Annotated in this window: 17 protein-coding genes; 11 read left to right on the forward strand and 6 right to left on the reverse strand. The window is 53.9% G+C overall.

Annotated elements, in window-relative coordinates; genetic code table 11:
* Positions 1-27: 27 nt before the first annotated feature.
* From glmS to IPM58_17140, 3 genes are all read right to left on the reverse strand, one after another.
* Positions 28-1,857: a glutamine--fructose-6-phosphate transaminase (isomerizing) gene (glmS, locus tag IPM58_17130; protein MBK9308761.1), complete on the reverse strand. Its 1,830-nt coding sequence runs from the start codon at positions 1,855-1,857 to the stop codon at positions 28-30.
* Between the two features lie 64 nt (positions 1,858-1,921).
* Positions 1,922-3,514, reverse strand: coding sequence for a bifunctional UDP-N-acetylglucosamine diphosphorylase/glucosamine-1-phosphate N-acetyltransferase GlmU (gene glmU / locus IPM58_17135; protein ID MBK9308762.1), 1,593 nt, complete (start codon positions 3,512-3,514; stop codon positions 1,922-1,924).
* A 50-nt stretch (positions 3,515-3,564) separates the two neighbouring features.
* A complete protein-coding gene (locus IPM58_17140; protein MBK9308763.1) occupies positions 3,565-4,233 on the reverse strand; it encodes a DUF502 domain-containing protein in 669 nt (222 codons plus the stop codon).
* Positions 4,234-4,466: 233 nt separating this feature from the next.
* On the opposite strand from IPM58_17140, the gene IPM58_17145 reads away from it, so the two are divergent.
* The 7 genes from IPM58_17145 to IPM58_17175 all read left to right on the forward strand — a co-directional run bounded on the left by IPM58_17145 (position 4,467) and on the right by IPM58_17175 (position 12,081).
* On the forward strand, positions 4,467-5,111 hold the full coding sequence (locus IPM58_17145) for a dTMP kinase (GenBank protein MBK9308764.1): 645 nt from the start codon (positions 4,467-4,469) through the stop codon (positions 5,109-5,111).
* 62 nt (positions 5,112-5,173) lie between these two features.
* Complete coding sequence (holB, locus tag IPM58_17150; protein MBK9308765.1) at positions 5,174-6,145, forward strand: DNA polymerase III subunit delta'; 972 nt, start codon at positions 5,174-5,176, stop codon at positions 6,143-6,145.
* Positions 6,146-6,181: 36 nt separating this feature from the next.
* Entirely contained in the window at positions 6,182-8,149 is a 1,968-nt protein-coding gene (metG, locus tag IPM58_17155) for a methionine--tRNA ligase (protein MBK9308766.1), read from the forward strand.
* On the forward strand, positions 8,146-9,000 hold the full coding sequence (locus tag IPM58_17160; protein ID MBK9308767.1) for a hypothetical protein: 855 nt from the start codon (positions 8,146-8,148) through the stop codon (positions 8,998-9,000). Before metG ends, IPM58_17160 begins: the two co-directional genes overlap by 4 nt.
* Positions 9,001-9,639: 639 nt before the next feature.
* A complete protein-coding gene (locus IPM58_17165; protein ID MBK9308768.1) occupies positions 9,640-10,341 on the forward strand; it encodes an ATP/GTP-binding protein in 702 nt (233 codons plus the stop codon).
* Entirely contained in the window at positions 10,319-10,939 is a 621-nt protein-coding gene (locus IPM58_17170; GenBank protein MBK9308769.1) for a response regulator, read from the forward strand. Before IPM58_17165 ends, IPM58_17170 begins: the two co-directional genes overlap by 23 nt.
* Before the next feature lie 179 nt (positions 10,940-11,118).
* Positions 11,119-12,081: a cation transporter gene (locus IPM58_17175; protein ID MBK9308770.1), complete on the forward strand. Its 963-nt coding sequence runs from the start codon at positions 11,119-11,121 to the stop codon at positions 12,079-12,081.
* Between the two features lie 168 nt (positions 12,082-12,249).
* Here the strand turns inward: IPM58_17175 and IPM58_17180 are convergent, their stop codons facing one another.
* Positions 12,250-12,822: a DUF882 domain-containing protein gene (locus tag IPM58_17180; protein ID MBK9308771.1), complete on the reverse strand. Its 573-nt coding sequence runs from the start codon at positions 12,820-12,822 to the stop codon at positions 12,250-12,252.
* 323 nt (positions 12,823-13,145) lie between these two features.
* On the opposite strand from IPM58_17180, the gene IPM58_17185 reads away from it, so the two are divergent.
* Together IPM58_17185 and IPM58_17190 are read left to right on the forward strand one after the other, a co-directional pair.
* A complete protein-coding gene (locus IPM58_17185; GenBank protein MBK9308772.1) occupies positions 13,146-13,508 on the forward strand; it encodes a response regulator in 363 nt (120 codons plus the stop codon).
* 178 nt (positions 13,509-13,686) lie between these two features.
* On the forward strand, positions 13,687-14,181 hold the full coding sequence (locus IPM58_17190) for a VanZ family protein (GenBank protein MBK9308773.1): 495 nt from the start codon (positions 13,687-13,689) through the stop codon (positions 14,179-14,181).
* 47 nt (positions 14,182-14,228) lie between these two features.
* Here the strand turns inward: IPM58_17190 and IPM58_17195 are convergent, their stop codons facing one another.
* Together IPM58_17195 and IPM58_17200 are read right to left on the reverse strand one after the other, a co-directional pair.
* A complete protein-coding gene (locus IPM58_17195; protein ID MBK9308774.1) occupies positions 14,229-15,104 on the reverse strand; it encodes a hypothetical protein in 876 nt (291 codons plus the stop codon).
* A 68-nt stretch (positions 15,105-15,172) separates the two neighbouring features.
* On the reverse strand, positions 15,173-16,954 hold the full coding sequence (locus IPM58_17200) for a SagB/ThcOx family dehydrogenase (GenBank protein ID MBK9308775.1): 1,782 nt from the start codon (positions 16,952-16,954) through the stop codon (positions 15,173-15,175).
* A gap of 608 nt (positions 16,955-17,562) precedes the next feature.
* Between IPM58_17200 and IPM58_17205 the strand changes: the two genes are divergently transcribed.
* Both IPM58_17205 and IPM58_17210 read left to right on the forward strand, forming a co-directional pair.
* A complete protein-coding gene (locus IPM58_17205) occupies positions 17,563-17,763 on the forward strand; it encodes a hypothetical protein (GenBank protein MBK9308776.1) in 201 nt (66 codons plus the stop codon).
* Positions 17,764-18,029: 266 nt separating this feature from the next.
* Positions 18,030-18,452 (forward strand): hypothetical protein, encoded by a 423-nt coding sequence (locus IPM58_17210; protein ID MBK9308777.1) that lies wholly within the window; start codon positions 18,030-18,032, stop codon positions 18,450-18,452.
* The last annotated feature ends 167 nt before the right edge of the window (positions 18,453-18,619 follow it).

Raw genomic sequence — 18,619 nt, forward strand, 5'->3', positions numbered from 1 at the left:
GTCGGACTTTCTTACCTCACCTCGCCCCTACTCGACGGTAACACTCTTCGCGAGGTTGCGCGGTTGATCCACATCCGCTCCTCGAAGCACTGCGATATGATAGGCCAAGAGCTGAAGCGGAATCGTAAACAAAATCGGGGAAATCAGTGGATGGGTATCCGGCACAGTGAAGATCGCATCCGCAATCTTGCCCAGCTCTCGCTCCCCCTCGGCTACCAGCGCGATGACCGGCGCATGGCGCGCTTTGACTTCCATCAGATTACTGACCGTCTTGTCGTAGAGCCGATCCCGTGGCACCAACACCACAACCGGCATATCTCTGTCGATCAGCGCGATCGGCCCATGTTTCATTTCTCCAGCCGCATAGCCTTCAGCATGAATATACGAGATTTCTTTCAGCTTCAGTGAACCTTCCAGCGCAATGGGGTAGTTGATGCCACGCCCCAAAAATAGAAAGTTCCGCTTCTTGTAATAGCGCTTGGCGATCGCCACAATCTCCGCCTCTCGCTGGAGCACGCTCTCCACCAATACCGGAAGGCGGACCAACCGGTCCAACCAGGCCTTGCCATCAGCCTCCTTCATCACATTACGAACTCGGGCAAAATGCAAGGCTAATAAATAGAGTGCGGTCAATTGCGCCGTGAAGGCTTTGGTGGACGCGACTCCGATTTCAGGGCCGCAATGGGTGTACAGCACTCCGTCCGACTCACGCGCCAATGTGCTCCCTACCACGTTGACGATGGAGACGACGCGCGCCCCCTTTCCCTTCGCCTCCCGCGCAGCGGCCAAGGTGTCGGCCGTCTCACCGGACTGAGAAATCGTGATGAATAAATCATTCTTCCCAACCAGCGGATCGCGGTACCGAAACTCACTGCCGATGTCGACCTGCACGGGAGTGCGGACCATTTCCTCAAACAAATACTTACCCACCTGCCCCGCATGCCAGGATGTCCCGCAGGCGACGATCCAAATCCGCTCCATCGAAGCGAACTCAGCAGGAGTCAACCCGATATCAGGTAAATCCGCTTCACCGGTTTCATAGGAGTACCGTCCACGCATCGTATCAAGAATCGTCTGAGGTTGTTCGTGAATTTCTTTCAGCATGAAGTGGGGATAGCCGCTCTTCTCTGCCGCCGACGCATCCCACGTGATGGTCGACGACTTGCGCGCAACCGCGTGACCGTCGGCATCGCTGAGGTCTACGCCATACTGAGTCACAACCGCGACATCCCCTTCTTCAAGATAGGTCACGTCTCTTGTATGGGCGAGCATGGCCATGACATCCGATGCAACGTAGGACGCGTCTTTTGTTCGACCGACCACCAGAGGACAACCCGACCGCGCAGCGATCAATGTGCCAGGTTCTCGTTCCGAAATGACGGCCAACGCGTAACTCCCTCGGACATCTTTCGTGGCTAATCGAACCGCCTCGGCCAACGAGCCTCCTCGCTGAAGGTACTTATCGATCAGATGCGCCACGACCTCGGTATCCGTTTCCGACACGAACTTGTATCCATCTTTTTCCAGCTGCTGCTTCAACTGCTGATAGTTCTCAATAATTCCATTGTGAACCAGCACACAGCCTTTCGACCGATGGGGATGGGCATTCTGTTCCGACGGCTTTCCATGCGTTGCCCATCGGGTGTGACCGATACCGACCGTTCCCTTCAACTCGTTGGTCTTGAGCGAATTCTGGAGGTTCACCAGCTTCCCTACACTCCGCCTGACGGCAATCTTCCGGCCCTGCAGAACCGCGACACCCGATGAATCGTACCCGCGGTATTCCAATTTCGACAGACCACCGATCAGGATCGGCACAGCCTCTTGATTCCCAACGTATCCGATGATTCCACACATAGGTCGTCTCTCCGAGATCAGATTGAACGGATAGGCGGACGGGTGGTTCCAACACCCCTCCTACTCACCTTTTCGCTGACTTCGCTCGTCCCTTCTTCGTCCGAGGTACTACCTTCTTAGCTGTCGCCTTCGAGATCTCATCAATACGTGCAGACTTTCCATTCGATGCCCCGATAGCCAGCACGGCACGCCGTTTAGCCACCCATCCGACTCTATTCACTTGCGCCACACGGGCGATCGCCAAGGAATCAGGTGGTACGTCCTGGGTGACTGTCGTTCCCGCCGCCACCACCGATCCCTCTCCGACCGTGACGGGCGCAATGAGCTGCGTATCGCTGCCCAGGAATACATTCTTGCCGATCACCGTTTTATGCTTGCGCATGCCGTCATAGTTACACGTAATGGTACCGGCCCCGATATTGACACCTTCAGCGATCGTGGCATCACCCAAATAACTCAGGTGGTTAGCCTTTGACCCTTCCCCTAATTCAGTCTTCTTCATCTCAACAAAATTGCCCACCTTCGCTTTCCGTCGCACCACGACACCCGGACGGAGATGGACGAATGGCCCGAGATGAGCCTCATCGTCGACATGGGATTCACACAGCACACAATGGTCGAGAATCTCTACGTCATTTCCAATTACACAATCCGAAATACGGACACCGGAACGAATGGTCGTTCCCTCCCCAATCACCGTCTTTCCTTCCAGTGTCACGTTCGGATAGAGCACCGAATCCTTCCCGATGGTCACGCCGGCATCAAGCCATACTGAACGAGGATCTCGCATTGTCACGCCGGCATCAAGCCAGCGCTCGCAAATCTGCTGCCGGACAACCCGTTCGGCAGCCGCCAACTGTTGTCGCGTGTTGACCCCCAAACCTTCATCCGGGTCTTGAAGGGTCACTGCGGCGACACGCCGACCTTGCGCCTCCGCCATGTGCACGATGTCGGTCAAGTAGAACTCCCCCTGTGCATTATCAGGCTCGAGTTTGTCCAGAGCATCGAAAAGAAACTCTCCGGATACGACATACGTGCCCACGTTAATTTCATGTGTGGCTTGCTCATCTGGAGTGGCATCTCGATCTTCGACAATCTTGAGCACATCGGGAGGGGCGACCGAGCCATGAGGGCCATTGGACTCCCGACGAATGACTCGGCCATATCCGGTGGGATCGTCAAGTTTCGCCGTCAGGAGGGTGACCGTCGCATTCTGTGACTGATGAGCCCGCAAGAGCTCGCGTGCAGTCTGTTCCGTTAACAACGGTGTATCACCGTTAAGAATGAGGTACTGCGTCGGCCTTGTGGCTTTCTCATCCACGAACACAGGGCGGCTTTGCATCACGGCATGCCCAGTCCCACGCTGCTTCGCCTGTTCGACAATATGTAGCCGCTCGGCCCCCGGTCTCCCAACCACACCCGCTTCAATGACCTGCTGAACCCGGTCCGCCTGATGCCCGACCACCACCGCAATGCGATGCCCTGCCAGTCGTAATGCCACATCGACCGCATAAAGTACCATCGCCTGCCCCGCGACACGATGGAGAACTTTAGCGTAATTGGAGTTCATCCGCTTGCCCAGACCAGCCGCCATCACAATAACCCCAAGGCCAGGAATAGATTGGGAAGGCTTCTGGTGATTTGTTGCGTGTTTCATGTCACGCTCCCTACGTGAGAATATCTTCGCAAGAACAGGGGGCGACTCAATCAGCCGATCGGCACACCGACATCCGGCTGTTTAATCTGACTCCACTTTGCTTCAGGGTTGAGCGCCGATGCGATGGTGCCAGAGGGCGTATACAGGCCGCCTGAGACGATCAGCTTCATCGCTTCCTCAATGCTGATATCAACGGACGTTACTTCCCGTTCCGGCACGAGCAAAAAATAACCGGACGTCGGATTAGGCGACGTCGGTACATAGACATGGACCAACGCATCTTGCCCCAGCGCCGTGGTTTCGCCCTTCGTCATCCCCGTCACGAATGCGAAGCAATAATGACCGTTCTTAGGGAATTGGATCAAAACCACACGGCGATAGGACCCTCGCTCCGAAAAAGAAAGAATATCCATCATAGACTTGAGAGTAGAATAAATCCCGCGGACGAGAGGCAGCTTGGTAAGCCAATCCTCCCAATGCCCGACAATCTGGCGCCCAATAAAATTCGCCGCAAACAACCCGACAAAAAAGATGAGCAGAATGAGGGTCACGATGCCTAATCCCGGGATGTAGTGGTCCGGGACTAATTCCGCCATGGCATCACCTAAAATGCCATCAAGCGCGGTAAAGAGCGTCTTCAGGATCAGAATCGTACCCCAGATGGGAATGACAACGAGCAGTCCCGTCAGAAAGTACCGTCGTAGAGCGGTCTTAAGCATGAATCACCGACACCCAGCCAATGGGAAGAGATTGGATGTTTCATCTTACAGAGTTCCGGACAGACCTCGCAAGCGTTTTATTGTAATTTTCAATGGGTTAGGAGGTCAGTTCGGCCATGTTTCAAAACGGTATTGGTCTTGCTATTCACAATGGGCTGACATAGGATCGTCGTCATTTTTGAAGGACGCGACGAGGTATTCGTATGCCGAGTGCCGCCCGACAATCACCGGGCATGTTCATTACTCTGGAAGGGGGTGAGGGAAGCGGGAAGACGACACAGGCCCGCAGGCTCTGTGCGTGCCTCACCAACCATGGATACACGGTGCTCCGTACACGCGAACCAGGAGGAACCTTTCTCGCTGAACAAGTTCGCACCATCCTCCTCGACCAGCACAAGGAATCCATCGCTTCGGAAACAGAAGCGTTGCTCATTCTGGCAGCCAGGCGTCAGCATGTCGATCATGTCATCAAGCCTGCCCTCGCACAAGGAAAGACCGTGGTGTGCGATCGATTCTCCGACTCAACGATGGCCTACCAGGGGTACGGGCGTGGGTTGGACCTACGAATCCTCCGCACGATGAATCATTGGGCGACCGGAGGGTTGGTCCCCCATCTCACCTTGCTCTTCGACGTTTCCGTTCCCGTGGGACTGCGGAGAAGGCGAGGCCAAAGCTCCACGCAAAATCGATTGGATCGAGAAGCCGAACGGTTCCACAGGAAGGTCCGCGCAGGATTTCAGACGCTCGCGAAAAAAGAGCATCGGCGGATCAGACTGATTGACGCATCCTCCTCGATTGAATCGGTCGAACGTACAGTCGAAGATCTCGTTACCAACTGGCTAAAAACCCATCGTTTCCCAAAACCACATCGCCCTTAGGATACATGCCCTTCGCTGAGATCATAGGACACGAACACCCCATCAGCATACTCCAGGCAAGTATGCGTAATGGGCGCCTGGCCCATGCCTATCTCTTCCACGGCGAGGCCCGGATCGGAAAGTGGATGACTGCCCTACGGCTAGCCCAGGCCTTGAACTGTGAAGAACCGAGCACCCTGGACAATTCCGACAGCTGTGGCCACTGTCGATCCTGCTTGCAAATCGCGACTCGGACTCACCCTGACTGTTTCGTGATCGAACCGGACCCCGAATCATCAACACCGCAAATCAAAATTGAGCAGGTCCGAGAGATCGAACAGCAATTCATCTATCGACCACTCCTCGGGGAACGGAAGATCTGTCTGATCGACGAAGCCGATCGTTTGACCATCGGTGCAGCCAATGCACTGCTCAAGACTTTGGAAGAACCACCTGGGCATGGACTTTTTATCCTTGTGACCAGCCGACCACATGCACTTCCGATCACCATCCGATCACGCTGTCACGCACTCCGCTTTACCGCCCCGGCCCTGACACAAGTCGAAGCGGCAGTGATACTCACACGTGAGCTTCCGCCGAGTGATGCCCATTTCCTGGCCGTCCTTGCTGATGGACGCATAGGAGAAGCGCTCAAAACCAACGTTGCCGAGGTTCGGACACGACAACACGAATGGCTCACATTGGTGAAGCCACAGTCTTTGGCATCAAGCACGGCTATCCTCTTAGCAGCCGAGAGTCTAGCCAAGTCCGACCGCGGAGAGGAAACGCTCATCTGGCTCACGCGATGGATCCGCGATCTTGCCATCCTCATCATCGGTGGAGACCGAGACCAGATTCTTCATCTCGACCAGCTCGCCGACTTGCAGCACTACGCCCAGCGGGCGGACATCGACCAGCTTGTGACTCTTTTGAGTGACATCGAGCGAACCCGGCAGCAAGCCACGCGGCATCTGAATATGCAGATGGCTCTCGAAACGACCCTTCTTCGTTTGCGTGAAGCGCTCGGCCTCGTCTCAACCGGTGTCTCCGCCTAGAAATCGACGTACTCAACCTGATATCTTGCCCTCGCAATGGCGAAGGACAACAATTTTTACATCACGACGCCGATCTACTATGTGAACGACGTTCCGCATATCGGCCACGCCTACACCACAGTGGCAGCCGACGTGCTGGCTCGTTATTGGCGGCTGCGCGGACGCGAGGTATTCTTTCTCACCGGCCTTGATGAACATGGCCAAAAGGTCCAGCAAGCGGCAACCAAGGCCGGTATCGATCCGCAGACACACTGCGACAAATTGGCACCGCAATTTGAGAACCTCTGGAAGAAGCTGACTATCTCGAATAGTGCCTTTATCCGAACAACAGACCCGCAACACGAATCCGTTGTTCAGCGATACCTAAAACAACTCTATGACCAGAACCTGATCTACAAAGATTCCTATACCGGCTGGTACTGCACATTCGACGAACGGTTCTGGACTGAAAAAGATGTCGAGAACGGAGTCTGTCCCGACTGCAAACGCCCCGTCGAGCAGCTCAGCGAACACAATTACTTCTTCAAGATGGGGCAATACCAAGACCAACTGCTCGACCATATTAAGAAAAACCCATCGTTCATCAGGCCTGAATCACGCCGAAATGAAGTCCTAGGATTTCTGCAAACTCAGAAACTCGGTGACCTTTCGATCTCGAGACCGAAATCGCGACTCTCCTGGGGTATCGAACTACCATTTGATACCAACTATGTGACCTATGTTTGGTTCGACGCGCTCGCGAACTACATCTCTGCCCTCGAGTACAAATTGGCCACTCCATCCGTTGAACAGTATTGGCCTGCTTCCGTCCATCTCGTCGGCAAAGACATTCTCACAACCCATGCTGTCTATTGGTCTGCCATGCTAATGGCACTCAAGCTCCCACTTCCGGAGAAGATCTTTGCCCACGGCTGGTGGACGGTCGACGGCGAGAAGATGTCGAAAAGCCGCGGCAACGTTGTCGATCCGAACAAAATAGTCGACGAATTCGGCGCGGATGCATTTCGATATTTCTTATTGCGCGAAGTGCCGTTTGGCCAAGATGGGGATTTCTCACAGGGCGCCATGATCACCCGCGTCAATAGCGACCTTGCCAATGGGTTGGGTAATCTCCTCAGCCGGACGCTGACGCTGATTGAACGAACCCAGGCAGGACAAGTACCAGCCCCTGAGACAATCGGGCCACTAGAGCAAGAGTTGCAGGGGGCTGCAGTGGGACTCTTGAACGAAACACTCCCGCACTATTTCGAACAGCTGGAGTTCAATCGAGCCCTCGAATCGATTTGGCAAGTTGTCCAGCTGGCGAATCAGTACGTCGACAAGACCGCACCATGGACGTTGGCAAAGACTGATCGCGATGCCGCACAACTCAAAACCGTCCTCTACACCATGGCAGAGACACTCCGCTGCCTCAGCTTGGCAGCCTATCCCATTATCCCCAAGAGCGTGCAATCACTCTGTACCCAACTTGGCCTCTCCGTTGATTTCGCCAACCCGTTACTAAAACACAAGATTGAATGGGGCGGCCTGAAACCAGGCACCACCATCCACAAAGGCCAGTCACTTTTCCCACGTATTGAAAAACAACCAGGAGCGAGACCCGTGACCGAACTATCTGTTCCTTCACAGCCGACGGCTGCTACTCCTACGCCCTCAGCACCCCAAGTACCGTCCGCTACACCACAGATCACCATCGACGAATTCATAAAGATTCAGCTCAAGACGGCAAAGGTACTCTCCGCCGAACGGGTGCCGAAGTCGGAGAAGTTGATTAAGTTGCAGGTCTCCGTCGGCACAGAGCAACGCCAGATCGTCGCCGGAATCGGAAAGAAGTACGAGCTGGATGCGCTGATCGGCAAGACAATCGTGATTGTGGCGAATCTGAGGCCGGCCAAGCTCATGGGTATCGAATCACAGGGGATGGTACTTGCAGCAGGAGACGCTGACGTCCGAGGGCTGCTCACCGTCTTGGAAGAAGTCGATCCAGGCACGAAGGTGAAATGACGCGATTATCCCCCCTCTCACGTACACTCATCCTCTCACTCTTTCAGTTTTCCAGCCTTCTGACTCCAGCCAACAGCCAAATACTTCCCCACATACCCCTCAACGGGCCTCAACCAACGACAGTCGTTGTCCGCGTCGTCGCTCACGGAGCCATGGTGTTGGGACAAGAGGTCGGCGGAGCACGTATCACCATCACCGATGTAGAAACTGGCTCAATTTTAGCAACTGGTTTGCAACAGGGGGAGGCTGGTGATCAGAATCAAGTCATGCGTACTCCTCGCGTGATGGAAGAACCCATCTATAGCTCTCGTCCCTCCGCCGCTTTTACCACCACCTTGCAGCTACAAAAACCGACAGTGGTGGAAATTGCGGCCGAAGGGCCCTTGGCTTACCCCGCCTCATCGCAACGCACCAGCAAGACCCTCCTCTTGGTACCAGGTGAGGACCTCGCCAACGACGGTATTGTCCTCCACCTCTATGGCTATCTCGTCCATATTGAACACCCTACCCCACACAAGCCATTGATTGCCAAAGACGATGTCAAGCTGCGGGTATCGATCAGAACTCTGTCCGGTTCCCTCATCCGTCCCTATGGCGATTGGGACTCCAGGAAGATACGAATTTATGGAGAGGTGTTGATCGGTGACCGAGTCATAGAACGACTGCAGATGTTCTACGATGAGAGGAGTCGAACGTTTGAAGCACCCTTCTTTGTGCCACCATCAGGAGACGCTCCCGGCAGCCTCACGCTGCGCGTCATCGCAGCCGACCTCTCAACCGGCAATTCAGGAATGGACCAGGCCAACTATCCCGTGTTGAGCGAACGCGTTTCTTCAACGCCGTCGCGGTGAGCAATATCCTCACATTATCATCCTATGTCCTCGATTCAGTGATCGATTCCACCAGGAAACCGATTTATGGAACGGATTTAGCATGACGTCCATAAATGGCTCTCGACAGTGAGTCCAGCTTTATCGACTCTGGTGCATTCTCAGCTGTATCGAGGCACTGTGGCTCATTGGTTATCGTTACTGGTCGACCGGATGGGACGAAACTGAACGGGATACCATCGCGTCCGGACAGTGGATACCCGTTCTCATTTCCTTACGTCTTCATGGAGAGTCCACATGAGCCGACAGGATCCTCACCAGGTCATTCGCACATGATGGGAAAGGACTGTGATGGGGCCACTCTATTTGTCCACAGAAGGAATGCCGGATGCAGAACAGATGTTGCTCTCTATGATTTTCTCATTTGCCAGCGACCGGCTGACACGAGATTGGACCATACGGCAAGGTAGTGACAGCCATGTCGTGATTTACGATTTCACCAATCCTCGGGCTCGGTTAGCTTGGGAACGAAACCGAGCCTCGACACATCCCATTCCTGTGGTACTTTCAGAAGACCCCATCCCGAATCTGCAGTGGGTTCTCCAAAAGCCCCTTCGAACGCAAAGTCTTGTTCCGTTCCTCAACCAGCTATCTGAATGGATGGACAGCCAGGGTATCCAGCAGTCTGAGGCATCGTCTACATCTCCGCCTCAAGATGACACATTCAGCTCGCTGAAGAAACGCCTGGTACAGGTTGTTTCTTCCCGCTTCTCTCAAGGAGGCAATCTCCACGACTTGAAACTCATCATTGTCGGCAATGTGGCCGCAGGAAAATCTACCGCCATACGCACGATCAGTGACATTCGGCCGGTCAATACCGACGTGTCCGCTTCAGACTCGGTCTCGATCTTGAAGCCCAGGACAACGGTAGCAATGGATTATGGTGAGCTGTCCATCGGGGGAGGGAGAACGCTTCGACTGTACGGCACACCCGGCCAACGGCGGTTTGATTTCATGAGCAAGATCCTCTGCCGCGGAGCATTAGGCCTCGTCGTGTTGATCGATAATCGTGTAAAAGCTCCACTGGCTGAGCTAGATTACTACTCGGCTCTATTCTCCGACTTGGTCGATCAATCAGCGATGGTGGTTGGTGTAACCCATCGCGACCAAGCCCCGGAACCCGGATTAGATCGGTATGAATGGCGTCTTAAAGCCTTCCACAAGCCATGGCCGGTATTCTCCGTTGATCCACGAAACAAATCCGATGTCATCACACTACTTGATGCATTAGTCACAATGCTCGAATATCCACAAGGACGAATGTGGGAGGACTTCAGCCATGAGCATTCTCATCGTCGATGACTCATTGATCGATCGAAGCTTGACGGAAGGGATTCTCCACAAGTCCGGATATCCTGATACGATCACCATGGATTCCGCACATGCTGCATACGCGTACTTGGAGCAGGAATCGCGTCATCCGGAGTCGCCCACGGTCGACCTGATTCTCATGGACATCATGATGCCGAGAATCAACGGGCTTGCAGCTTGTCGATCGATCAAGGCTGATCCACGACTGGCGGATATCCCTTTGGTCATGGTGACCGCCAACACGGACGAGGAGAGTCTGCGACAGGCATTTGCCGCAGGTGCAATCGACTACATCAGAAAGCCGATCCTGGCCGTTGAACTGGTTGCGCGCGTCTTCACGATTCTGACGATGCAAACCGAGATGACCATGCGGAAACGCCGGGAGCGGGACCTGGCAGCAGCCATGCAAGAGATCAAAGCGTTGCGCGGCTGTGCGCCCATCTGCGCTTCATGCAAACGCATTCAGGGTCCAGGGGGAAAATGGGAAACCCTTGAAGAGTTTGTGAAGACCCATTCCGATTTCCGCATCGATGACGCACTGTGTCAGTATTGTGTCGAACACTGGCAACACGATCACACAGCAGCCTAGCCGCCACTGTGCGATCTCGACGCTGTCACCTGATTGATCTCCCTACCCACCAAGATAAGCTCCTGACCACACCCTGCGTTGAGATAGTGAACTAGCATACCCTGGTTTTTCCTCCTCTCTCTCCACTCGCCATGCGGACTTCCCAGAATATAAACATTCGGCAAGGCTTGCCGCGTCGCATGGCCCATGCGAAACTGTCAGCCATGACGGCCTTGCCCTCATATTCACATCTCCGATCACGGCTTCAACTTGCCCTCGCCATCAATGCCGTGATCATCACGGCCGAATTTTTCGGAGGTTGGCTGCTTGACAGTATCAGCCTCATGAGCGATGCGAGTCACAATCTCGTCGACCAGGGTTCGCTGTTCCTCGCCCTTTATGCTCATCTCCTGACGGCGCGCCCTGCTTCTGAAACCCGAACCTTCGGCTATCACCGCGCCGGCATCCTTGCCGCATTTCTCAACAGCTTCATCCTGTTGTTAACCGCGGTTGGGATTGCCATCGTCGGCATGAAGCGACTTCTGCACCCGGTTCCTGTCGACGGCACATGGGTTATGGCCGTGGCCGCCGTCAGTTTTGTGGCCAATCTCGGCATCGCCCTGCTGCTCCAGCATGGAGCGAAGGACGATCTGAATATCCGAGGTGCATTCTGGCACATGCTGGGAGACGCCTGGGTGTCGCTCGGAGTCATCATCAGCGGCGGGGCGATTCTCCTCACAGGCTGGACTATTCTGGACCCGCTCATCAGCTTGCTGATCGTCGGGGTCATTCTCCGAGGAGCTTGGCCGATCTTTAAAGAATCGATGGATGTCCTGTTGGAATCGACTCCTCCAGGTATCAGCGTCTCTCACATCGCAACGACCATGGAGTCGATTCCCGGCGTCAAGAACGTACATGATCTCCACATCTGGGCTGTCGAGCCTCGCCTCGTCATGTTGACCAGCCATGTCATGATCGAACCGCATTGCACTCCACTCGAGCTACTGCAACTGATCCAAAACCGGATCACCACAGACTTCGGCATCAAACACATGACCATTCAACTGGAAACCGAATGCAGTGAGACCGACGACATACACTGCGACCTGCGGAAACTGACAGAACAGCACAAGGACGCTCATTCCCTCGTACACCATCACTAGCCTCTTCTGATTTCGATTGGTGATCGCAAAGGACGGAGATAGACACCTTCGGCGGACCGCCGAGGAGTGTCGCCGTCCGACCGATGTGGCACGACAATGTTTCGCAAAAGAGAACCGAGGCAGGGTTCAATTCGAAGCGTTTACTGATGGACAGCGTCTGAGGAAGGATTACCAGAACCGGAAAGGACCGGAGTCTAAATGCACGAACCTCGAACGCTTATAAAAGCCAACCCCTCCGTATCGTAATTCCAATGCTGCCTGACGAAGCTGCTTCGGGTGCACACCTTCGATCATCAGATCAATAGCCTGCCCCTGCATATGGAGGCTGTTTCTGGCAGCATGCCCACCTTTCCGCACGAGGATGGCATTGTATTCGGGAGACCGGAAACCTGAAATAAAATGGATGTCCCTTTTAGTCCCAAGTTGTTTCTGCACCAAATTCACATGCTCCAACACACGGACGTCGATAGCCCCGACCTCGCCCGAGTGATGACAGCGCATCAGATAATTCACATCGTCCAGCGCCTCAAGGTCGTAGTTACCCGCCTCGTCGCGATAGGTCACGTCCAACCATTCGTCCGTCCACGCATTCACCAATGTCAGCCGTCCCTCGGGAAGCTCACGTGCCTGAACCGGCGGTGGACCAATGAACCGTCCGCTGAGCAGCAAGCTTCCTACCACAGACGCCTGCAGAAATGCGCGGCGAGTCCAGACCCATTTGGACCTATCGGCACTATTCACAGGAACACTCCTTACTTGGGTGGAGAAAGTTCACCACGGTGGGTGGTGTCGGTCTGACGCTTGTAACAAAAAAACAATTATGGGGTCAACCCAAAATTCTTTCTTCCATCCGGCGTTCACAGCCCCCGTCGCATTCCCAAAAGATGTCGAGACGGCTTCCGTTGCCTGGACTCAAGACAAAAAAGACTCCGAGGTACTACGTCATGGATGGAGCTGATCGGCCCCATCCTGCATTCATCGTTTGTACGTACCACTAGATATCCTTTATTGCTAGACAGTATCGAGCCCCATCGGTATGATCAACGCGTATCCTTAGAAGAACTATGGCAACTATTCTAGTCATTGATGATGAACCATCCATCCGAGGACTTCTCAAAGAGGTCCTAGAAAAGGCGGGGCACCGCGTGCTTCAGGCTGAGGATGGGCGCAAAGGATTGACGCTCTATCAGCAGGAACCGGTCGATCTTGTCATCATGGATTTGTTGATGCCTGAGACCGACGGCCTGGAAGCCACCCTGCAGCTCACCCGGGAATATCTCGACGCCAAAGTGATTGCGATTACAGGCGCTCAAGGCGACCAGAACTTCTTGGATGTCGCCAAACTCTTCGGCGCTCGACGCGCGTTTGAAAAGCCGTTCGACATCAACAAGCTGCTTGAAGCAGTAGAAGAAGAACTCGCTGCTTAGACACCTGGAAGTCGTTCACTCCCCTGTCTCAGCCTATTCATCGACGCCAGCTTAGGCCAGATTGTATCCGCTGAAACATCCTGCCGTGACTCTCGGCGGCCGACTTGATACCAACACCGATCCCGGATGTGATCCAGGATATATTGGCTCGATCACGCTCTCTGTGCGATGATCGTACATGGACCGTAATTCACCACAAAGGATCGCACTCTTCACAGGACTAAAACAAGACAAGCGCATACTGATCTGGTTTGGGATTTTCGTCCTCGCGCTCGCACCCATGTTCCCTGTGAGTAATTTCGTCGGACACGCGCACTGGGAGCACGTCCGGTGGATTCCCTTTCAGGGTTTCTCCTGGTCCAAAAACATGCTCAAGGACATTATCACCAACACCCTGTGGTTCATGCCGTTCGGGTACCTGCTCCACAACCAACTGAATTGGAATTCACGCTCTCGTTGGACTATTGCTGCAATTATCACCATCGCAGGCGGCGTCTCACTTTCCAACGAACTCTTCCAAGTCTTCTGCCACAGTCGCTACCCATCGATGACGGATGTCGCGTGTAATGTGGCTGGCGCGGGTCTTGGTAGCTACTGTGCCGTGAAATGGCCGTATGAGAAGTGCTACGGAGCCGTGAGCAGCTATTTCACGAGCCGTTCAGAGCTCTCCTAACCGTTCGATCAACTCCAACCACTGGACACATCGGAAATCTGGTTCGTTCAGGAGCGCCTCTCTCCCGTTCCCGGTCTTGTGTTCAGTGTTTTTCGAGCCAGCCCCCGCATCATGGTTGGGTCAGCATACCCCACCTCACTCAGCGCATCCATGAGGTGAATCCCTTTTGACGCCACCAATTCCTTCGCCTTTGCAGAGTTCTTCACACTGAATCGTGCAACAGCCGGCTGACTATTCACGATCTGGCACGCCAACAGCTCTCCGTTGACATCGAGGGTACCACCCTGTTCGATCAACATCTTGGCCTGCGTGACTGTGATGCCATGGAGCTCAGCGAACTCCTGTAACCCTCCGGTTTCGACCAGCCGGCCATCCGGCATGATACAAAGTCGTTTAAAATGCGGGGACCAGTCCTTGCGAAAATCGATGTACTTGATGTCGCCACCCTTGGCGACGGCGTGATCTAACGTCCGATAGTCCAACCCCAAATTCTTCTGCTCAAGCTTAGCCTTCAGCTCACCGGGCAATGTTTTGCGAAAGACCTCCAGCGCGGCATCAAGAAAAGGAACGACTTTGGTTCGTACCACTTGTTCAGCCTCTGCAAATTGTATGAGATCTAACGTCCATGTTTGTTTAGGCGCTTGGCCGGAGGAATCCATCCAGCAAGCAAACAATCCCCGAGTGAGCAGCCCTCCGACCTCTGGATACACATACGTCCCACCCTCGGTCAGCAACGCCGTCATCGTCTCGAGCGGCACCTCATAACTTTCTGAAAGAATCTTGGCGTGGGCCGGGAGATCCTCCGGCTCCGTCATCGCACAGACCGTCACATTCCCTGGAGCATCAAACTCAGAATAATCTTCGACGATGTTGTAGAGCACCGTTCGCTTGGGCTTGTCGTTCTTCTTTTTAATCTTAAACATACGCGCAATCCGTCGTTCGTATCCCGTCGCAGGAAACGTTCAGCCAAAAACCTCTTCCGCTTCATGCTTCATGAAGGGCGCTTCACGTGGTGATACGGCGGCAACAGTTGCAGTCTTTGATCTTCGACCGGTCCGCCGATCGTGAAATGATAGAGCGATTGAAGAGCGCTATTCGTAATACCAACGATTTCGTGGACTGGATCGTCGAAGAAACAACCGATCCCCGTTGCTCGAACCCGCGCTTCCTCGGCCTCCAAGTACAACACCTGTCCGAGCAAGCCCGCTTCCCAAAACATGCGTGGATACCACCAAGCACCTTGTTCCCGCAAGGTGCCCTCAAACTCAGCCAACATCCCGAGCGAAAACGCACTGTCACCGGCAATGTCTTGATGGCAACTCACCTGTGCCGCTATTTTTCTCGCATCGCCTTCGAGCAGCCAATAGAGGGGAAGCCCTTCCGGGCAACCAGGTGCGATCGTCCAATTGAGTTCTGGATTCATGGCCTGCTGAACGAACGCAACTTTCTTATAATTTCGCACAAAGCAGTACAACCCGGGCGTCAACCCATCCACACGGTGAACGAAAATCAGGAGATGAATCGCTGGATCATAGGGCCAGACATCCCACGGCATCGGACGTTCCGGCTGTGGCAGGTCGGCTCGTGGCATGACCCGCTCCATCATGTGAAAAAAGGTGGCTGCAGAAATTGATGTCTTGCCGTCAAACGCCACAGCGCTTCGGCGCTGGCGAATAATCTGGCCGGCCGATGGGCCGGCATCGATTGTCGCTCGTGAAGCGTGAAGCGTATCGGGTTCAGAAAAGGCCTGTGGGGGAAGGAAAATCATTCCTGTATCAGCCTGTCGTTTCCATGAAGCCTCGGCCGCCGCATCGATGATGTTCCAATGCACGCCATGCTCCTGACTTAATTGATTCGCCTTCCCATGCCAGGTTCCGCAGGCCAATTCTTTGACAATGGCCGAATCAATGAACAACGGCATCTTTGAATATTCGCGCTTCACGAACGACGCTTCACACTTCACGTTGTCAGATGGCCAGACCACCGCCAAACAGTCCGGATGCTCCAACTCAGCTTCTCCAAAGTCTTCCTTGCGATCGGTCCCAAGTAACATCGCCACCGTGTCTTGATCCACTCCATCCAACAACGCCATGTTCCAACCCAGCGTGGCGGCTGCGAATCGAGATGATCCGATTGCATGACCGACATCGTGGTTGCAGTAGCGAAACGCTCGCTCACCATATTTCCAGGCTTCGCGCCAATGAACCGAGGTGAGTCCGAAGAGAAAGGCCCCAGGAGGAAATGGAGCCAGCAAATGAGCAACTGCTTCTTCTGAAAACTCGGCACGCAATTCCAACCCATGTTCTTTCGGCGCATAATGATAGAGACCTGTTGCCAGGTTGAGTCCATCGATCTTTGGCACAACAATGTAGCCTTCCGTCGGATGGAGATTGCCGGACGACGGATTACTCCTGAGTGCCCATTCCGATTCACCCGCCTTCTTCCAGGCTGATAAGGCAAGGGCGAATTCGAAGAAACGGGACAACGTGCTCAAGCTGACAGGCTGACAGGGAACGGCTCCTCGTTCATAAATCTCGTCGTAAGCGGGGGTCAGCGGCGCTTCATCCAACTTGAGTAGTGGAAGTGGGAAAAGCTCAGCTCCCTCAAACCGCCGAAACGGATCAGGTTGATTCGCCCAATCAAGATACCCCAGTGAACGGGCATAACGATTGAAATGATGCTTGGTCCTCATATGGTAGTGGATGACTTTGTCAACCGGATCGATGGAAGCTGTTTGAGCAGGGACATCTGAGGCTGGTGTTTTGTTTTCCATAACAAGAGCCGCAGTCTACAGATCAGCGGAGAGGAAAGTAAATGCGGTGAATACGGTAACTATTGTTTAAATTCGAGCAACTAGATACTGTCTGCCTATGGCCTCAACGACCTCCAGCAAGAAACGATTCATAGACATTCACGTAAGCGGCTGCGTACGAAAACATCAAAAACTGCCTCGCAAGCTTCTTTTGGGCTCGACAGTGCGTGATGCGATAAAGAAAGCTGGTGGGTTCCGAAAAGAGCCATATCCTCCATCAGGAATTATTTCTATTAGGAGCAAGAGACTACGAGACGGGAAGTACTACTGCAGGAGGAGATTCAACTATAAAAGATGGCCCAAACTTCTCTCTTTGACGCTAATGGAGGGAGACATGGTAGTTGTACAGTACGATGTTTCACTCGGCGGGAATCGGGTCATTCCTACTGGATTATTTATTTGATGGAAGTCGCTCGATTGCCTTGTTGGGATTATATTAAACAGCTTATGCGCTTTGACCCCACCCTTGCCGCGCAAGAAGCCAAAGCCACATTACGTACCAGTAAAAGAAGCCTTGGGCGAAACCTGCTCAACTGATGTACAATTTGACCTATTGATGGAGGCACCCCATGAGTGAAGTCGAGCAACTTGAACAGCGGGTTTCTAATCTTCGTCCCAAAGATTTGGCGCAATTCCGGGCGTGGTTCCTGGAGTTCGATGCCCACATGTGGGACGAGCAAATCGAGGCTGATCTCAAAGCCGGCAAGCTGGACGCACTAATTGCCGAAGGCCGTGCTGAATTCAAGCGAGGCAACTCCCAGACTTTGTGAAACATTACGCCTCGTCACGGTTCTGGACCGCATACCATGCTCTTCCTCAAGATGCTCGCGCCTTGGCAGATAAGAACTTCGCGCTCCTAAAAGAAAATTCTCGGCATCCTTCTCTACACCTATAAACGCATCGGCGAATTGTGGTCGGTACGAGTCGGCGACCACTATCGAGCCCTAGGCTTGGACGCTCCGGATGGGATACAGTGGATCTGGATCGGAACCCATGCCGACTACGACAAGATGCTTGACCGAAGTTGATACCTCTTATGCGCTTTGATCCTGCCCTTGCTGCTCAAGAAGCGTTTTACCAAGCTGAGGCTGAACTCGGCTCGGACTGGGACCACGCCGTTGAGCTCGAAGAAACATTTTCTTCCAATGCCGGTGCGACCGCGCGTGAAGCCTACGAAGGTCTGCTTGCCCTTGCCCAACAGTATCCCAACGCCCATTCCTTCCAGGCTTTCTGCATCTACATTACCTGGCAGCAGGTGACGGAGGAGACGATCGCACGGCACTTTGAGACAGGCCTGAAGCTGTGTGAGGCCTATCTCGTGAATCGTGAAGCGCGAACCGAGCGAGATGTTGGACAGATCGAAGAGCTGTACGGATCTTTTCGGGCTGGGTTAGGCCTGGAAGAACAAGATGAGCTACAGATTGAATTTAAGCGTGACACGCCAAAGGGCGGCGACTGACCCAAGCCATATCTCGTGATGCGTCGTTCGTCTCTCGCTCATGAGTTCCAAGTTTCACGTTCAACGTTTCAAGTTGTGCAGAAACCCAAAATCTCAAACATGAAACTTGAAACCGCTGACCGATACGCTTCACGCTCGCCTCGCTGAGGCGAAGCGGGCTTCACGGA

This window comes from Nitrospira sp., assembly GCA_016715825.1.
Classification (GTDB): domain Bacteria; phylum Nitrospirota; class Nitrospiria; order Nitrospirales; family Nitrospiraceae; genus Nitrospira_D.

Bases quoted from the DNA above. Each gene is read 5' to 3' on its own strand.
- glmS (MBK9308761.1), bottom strand. From the start codon at position 1,857: ATGTGTGGAATCATCGGATACGTTGGGAATCAAGAGGCTGTGCCGATC.
- glmU (MBK9308762.1), bottom strand. From the start codon at position 3,514: ATGAAACACGCAACAAATCACCAGAAGCCTTCCCAATCTATTCCTGGC.
- IPM58_17140 (MBK9308763.1), bottom strand. From the start codon at position 4,233: ATGCTTAAGACCGCTCTACGACGGTACTTTCTGACGGGACTGCTCGTT.
- IPM58_17145 (MBK9308764.1), top strand. From the start codon at position 4,467: ATGTTCATTACTCTGGAAGGGGGTGAGGGAAGCGGGAAGACGACACAG.
- holB (MBK9308765.1), top strand. From the start codon at position 5,174: ATGCGTAATGGGCGCCTGGCCCATGCCTATCTCTTCCACGGCGAGGCC.
- metG (MBK9308766.1), top strand. From the start codon at position 6,182: ATGGCGAAGGACAACAATTTTTACATCACGACGCCGATCTACTATGTG.
- IPM58_17160 (MBK9308767.1), top strand. From the start codon at position 8,146: ATGACGCGATTATCCCCCCTCTCACGTACACTCATCCTCTCACTCTTT.
- IPM58_17165 (MBK9308768.1), top strand. From the start codon at position 9,640: ATGGACAGCCAGGGTATCCAGCAGTCTGAGGCATCGTCTACATCTCCG.
- IPM58_17170 (MBK9308769.1), top strand. From the start codon at position 10,319: ATGAGCATTCTCATCGTCGATGACTCATTGATCGATCGAAGCTTGACG.
- IPM58_17175 (MBK9308770.1), top strand. From the start codon at position 11,119: ATGGCCCATGCGAAACTGTCAGCCATGACGGCCTTGCCCTCATATTCA.
- IPM58_17185 (MBK9308772.1), top strand. From the start codon at position 13,146: ATGGCAACTATTCTAGTCATTGATGATGAACCATCCATCCGAGGACTT.
- IPM58_17190 (MBK9308773.1), top strand. From the start codon at position 13,687: ATGGACCGTAATTCACCACAAAGGATCGCACTCTTCACAGGACTAAAA.
- IPM58_17195 (MBK9308774.1), bottom strand. From the start codon at position 15,104: ATGTTTAAGATTAAAAAGAAGAACGACAAGCCCAAGCGAACGGTGCTC.
- IPM58_17200 (MBK9308775.1), bottom strand. From the start codon at position 16,954: ATGGAAAACAAAACACCAGCCTCAGATGTCCCTGCTCAAACAGCTTCC.
- IPM58_17205 (MBK9308776.1), top strand. From the start codon at position 17,563: ATGAGTGAAGTCGAGCAACTTGAACAGCGGGTTTCTAATCTTCGTCCC.
- IPM58_17210 (MBK9308777.1), top strand. From the start codon at position 18,030: ATGCGCTTTGATCCTGCCCTTGCTGCTCAAGAAGCGTTTTACCAAGCT.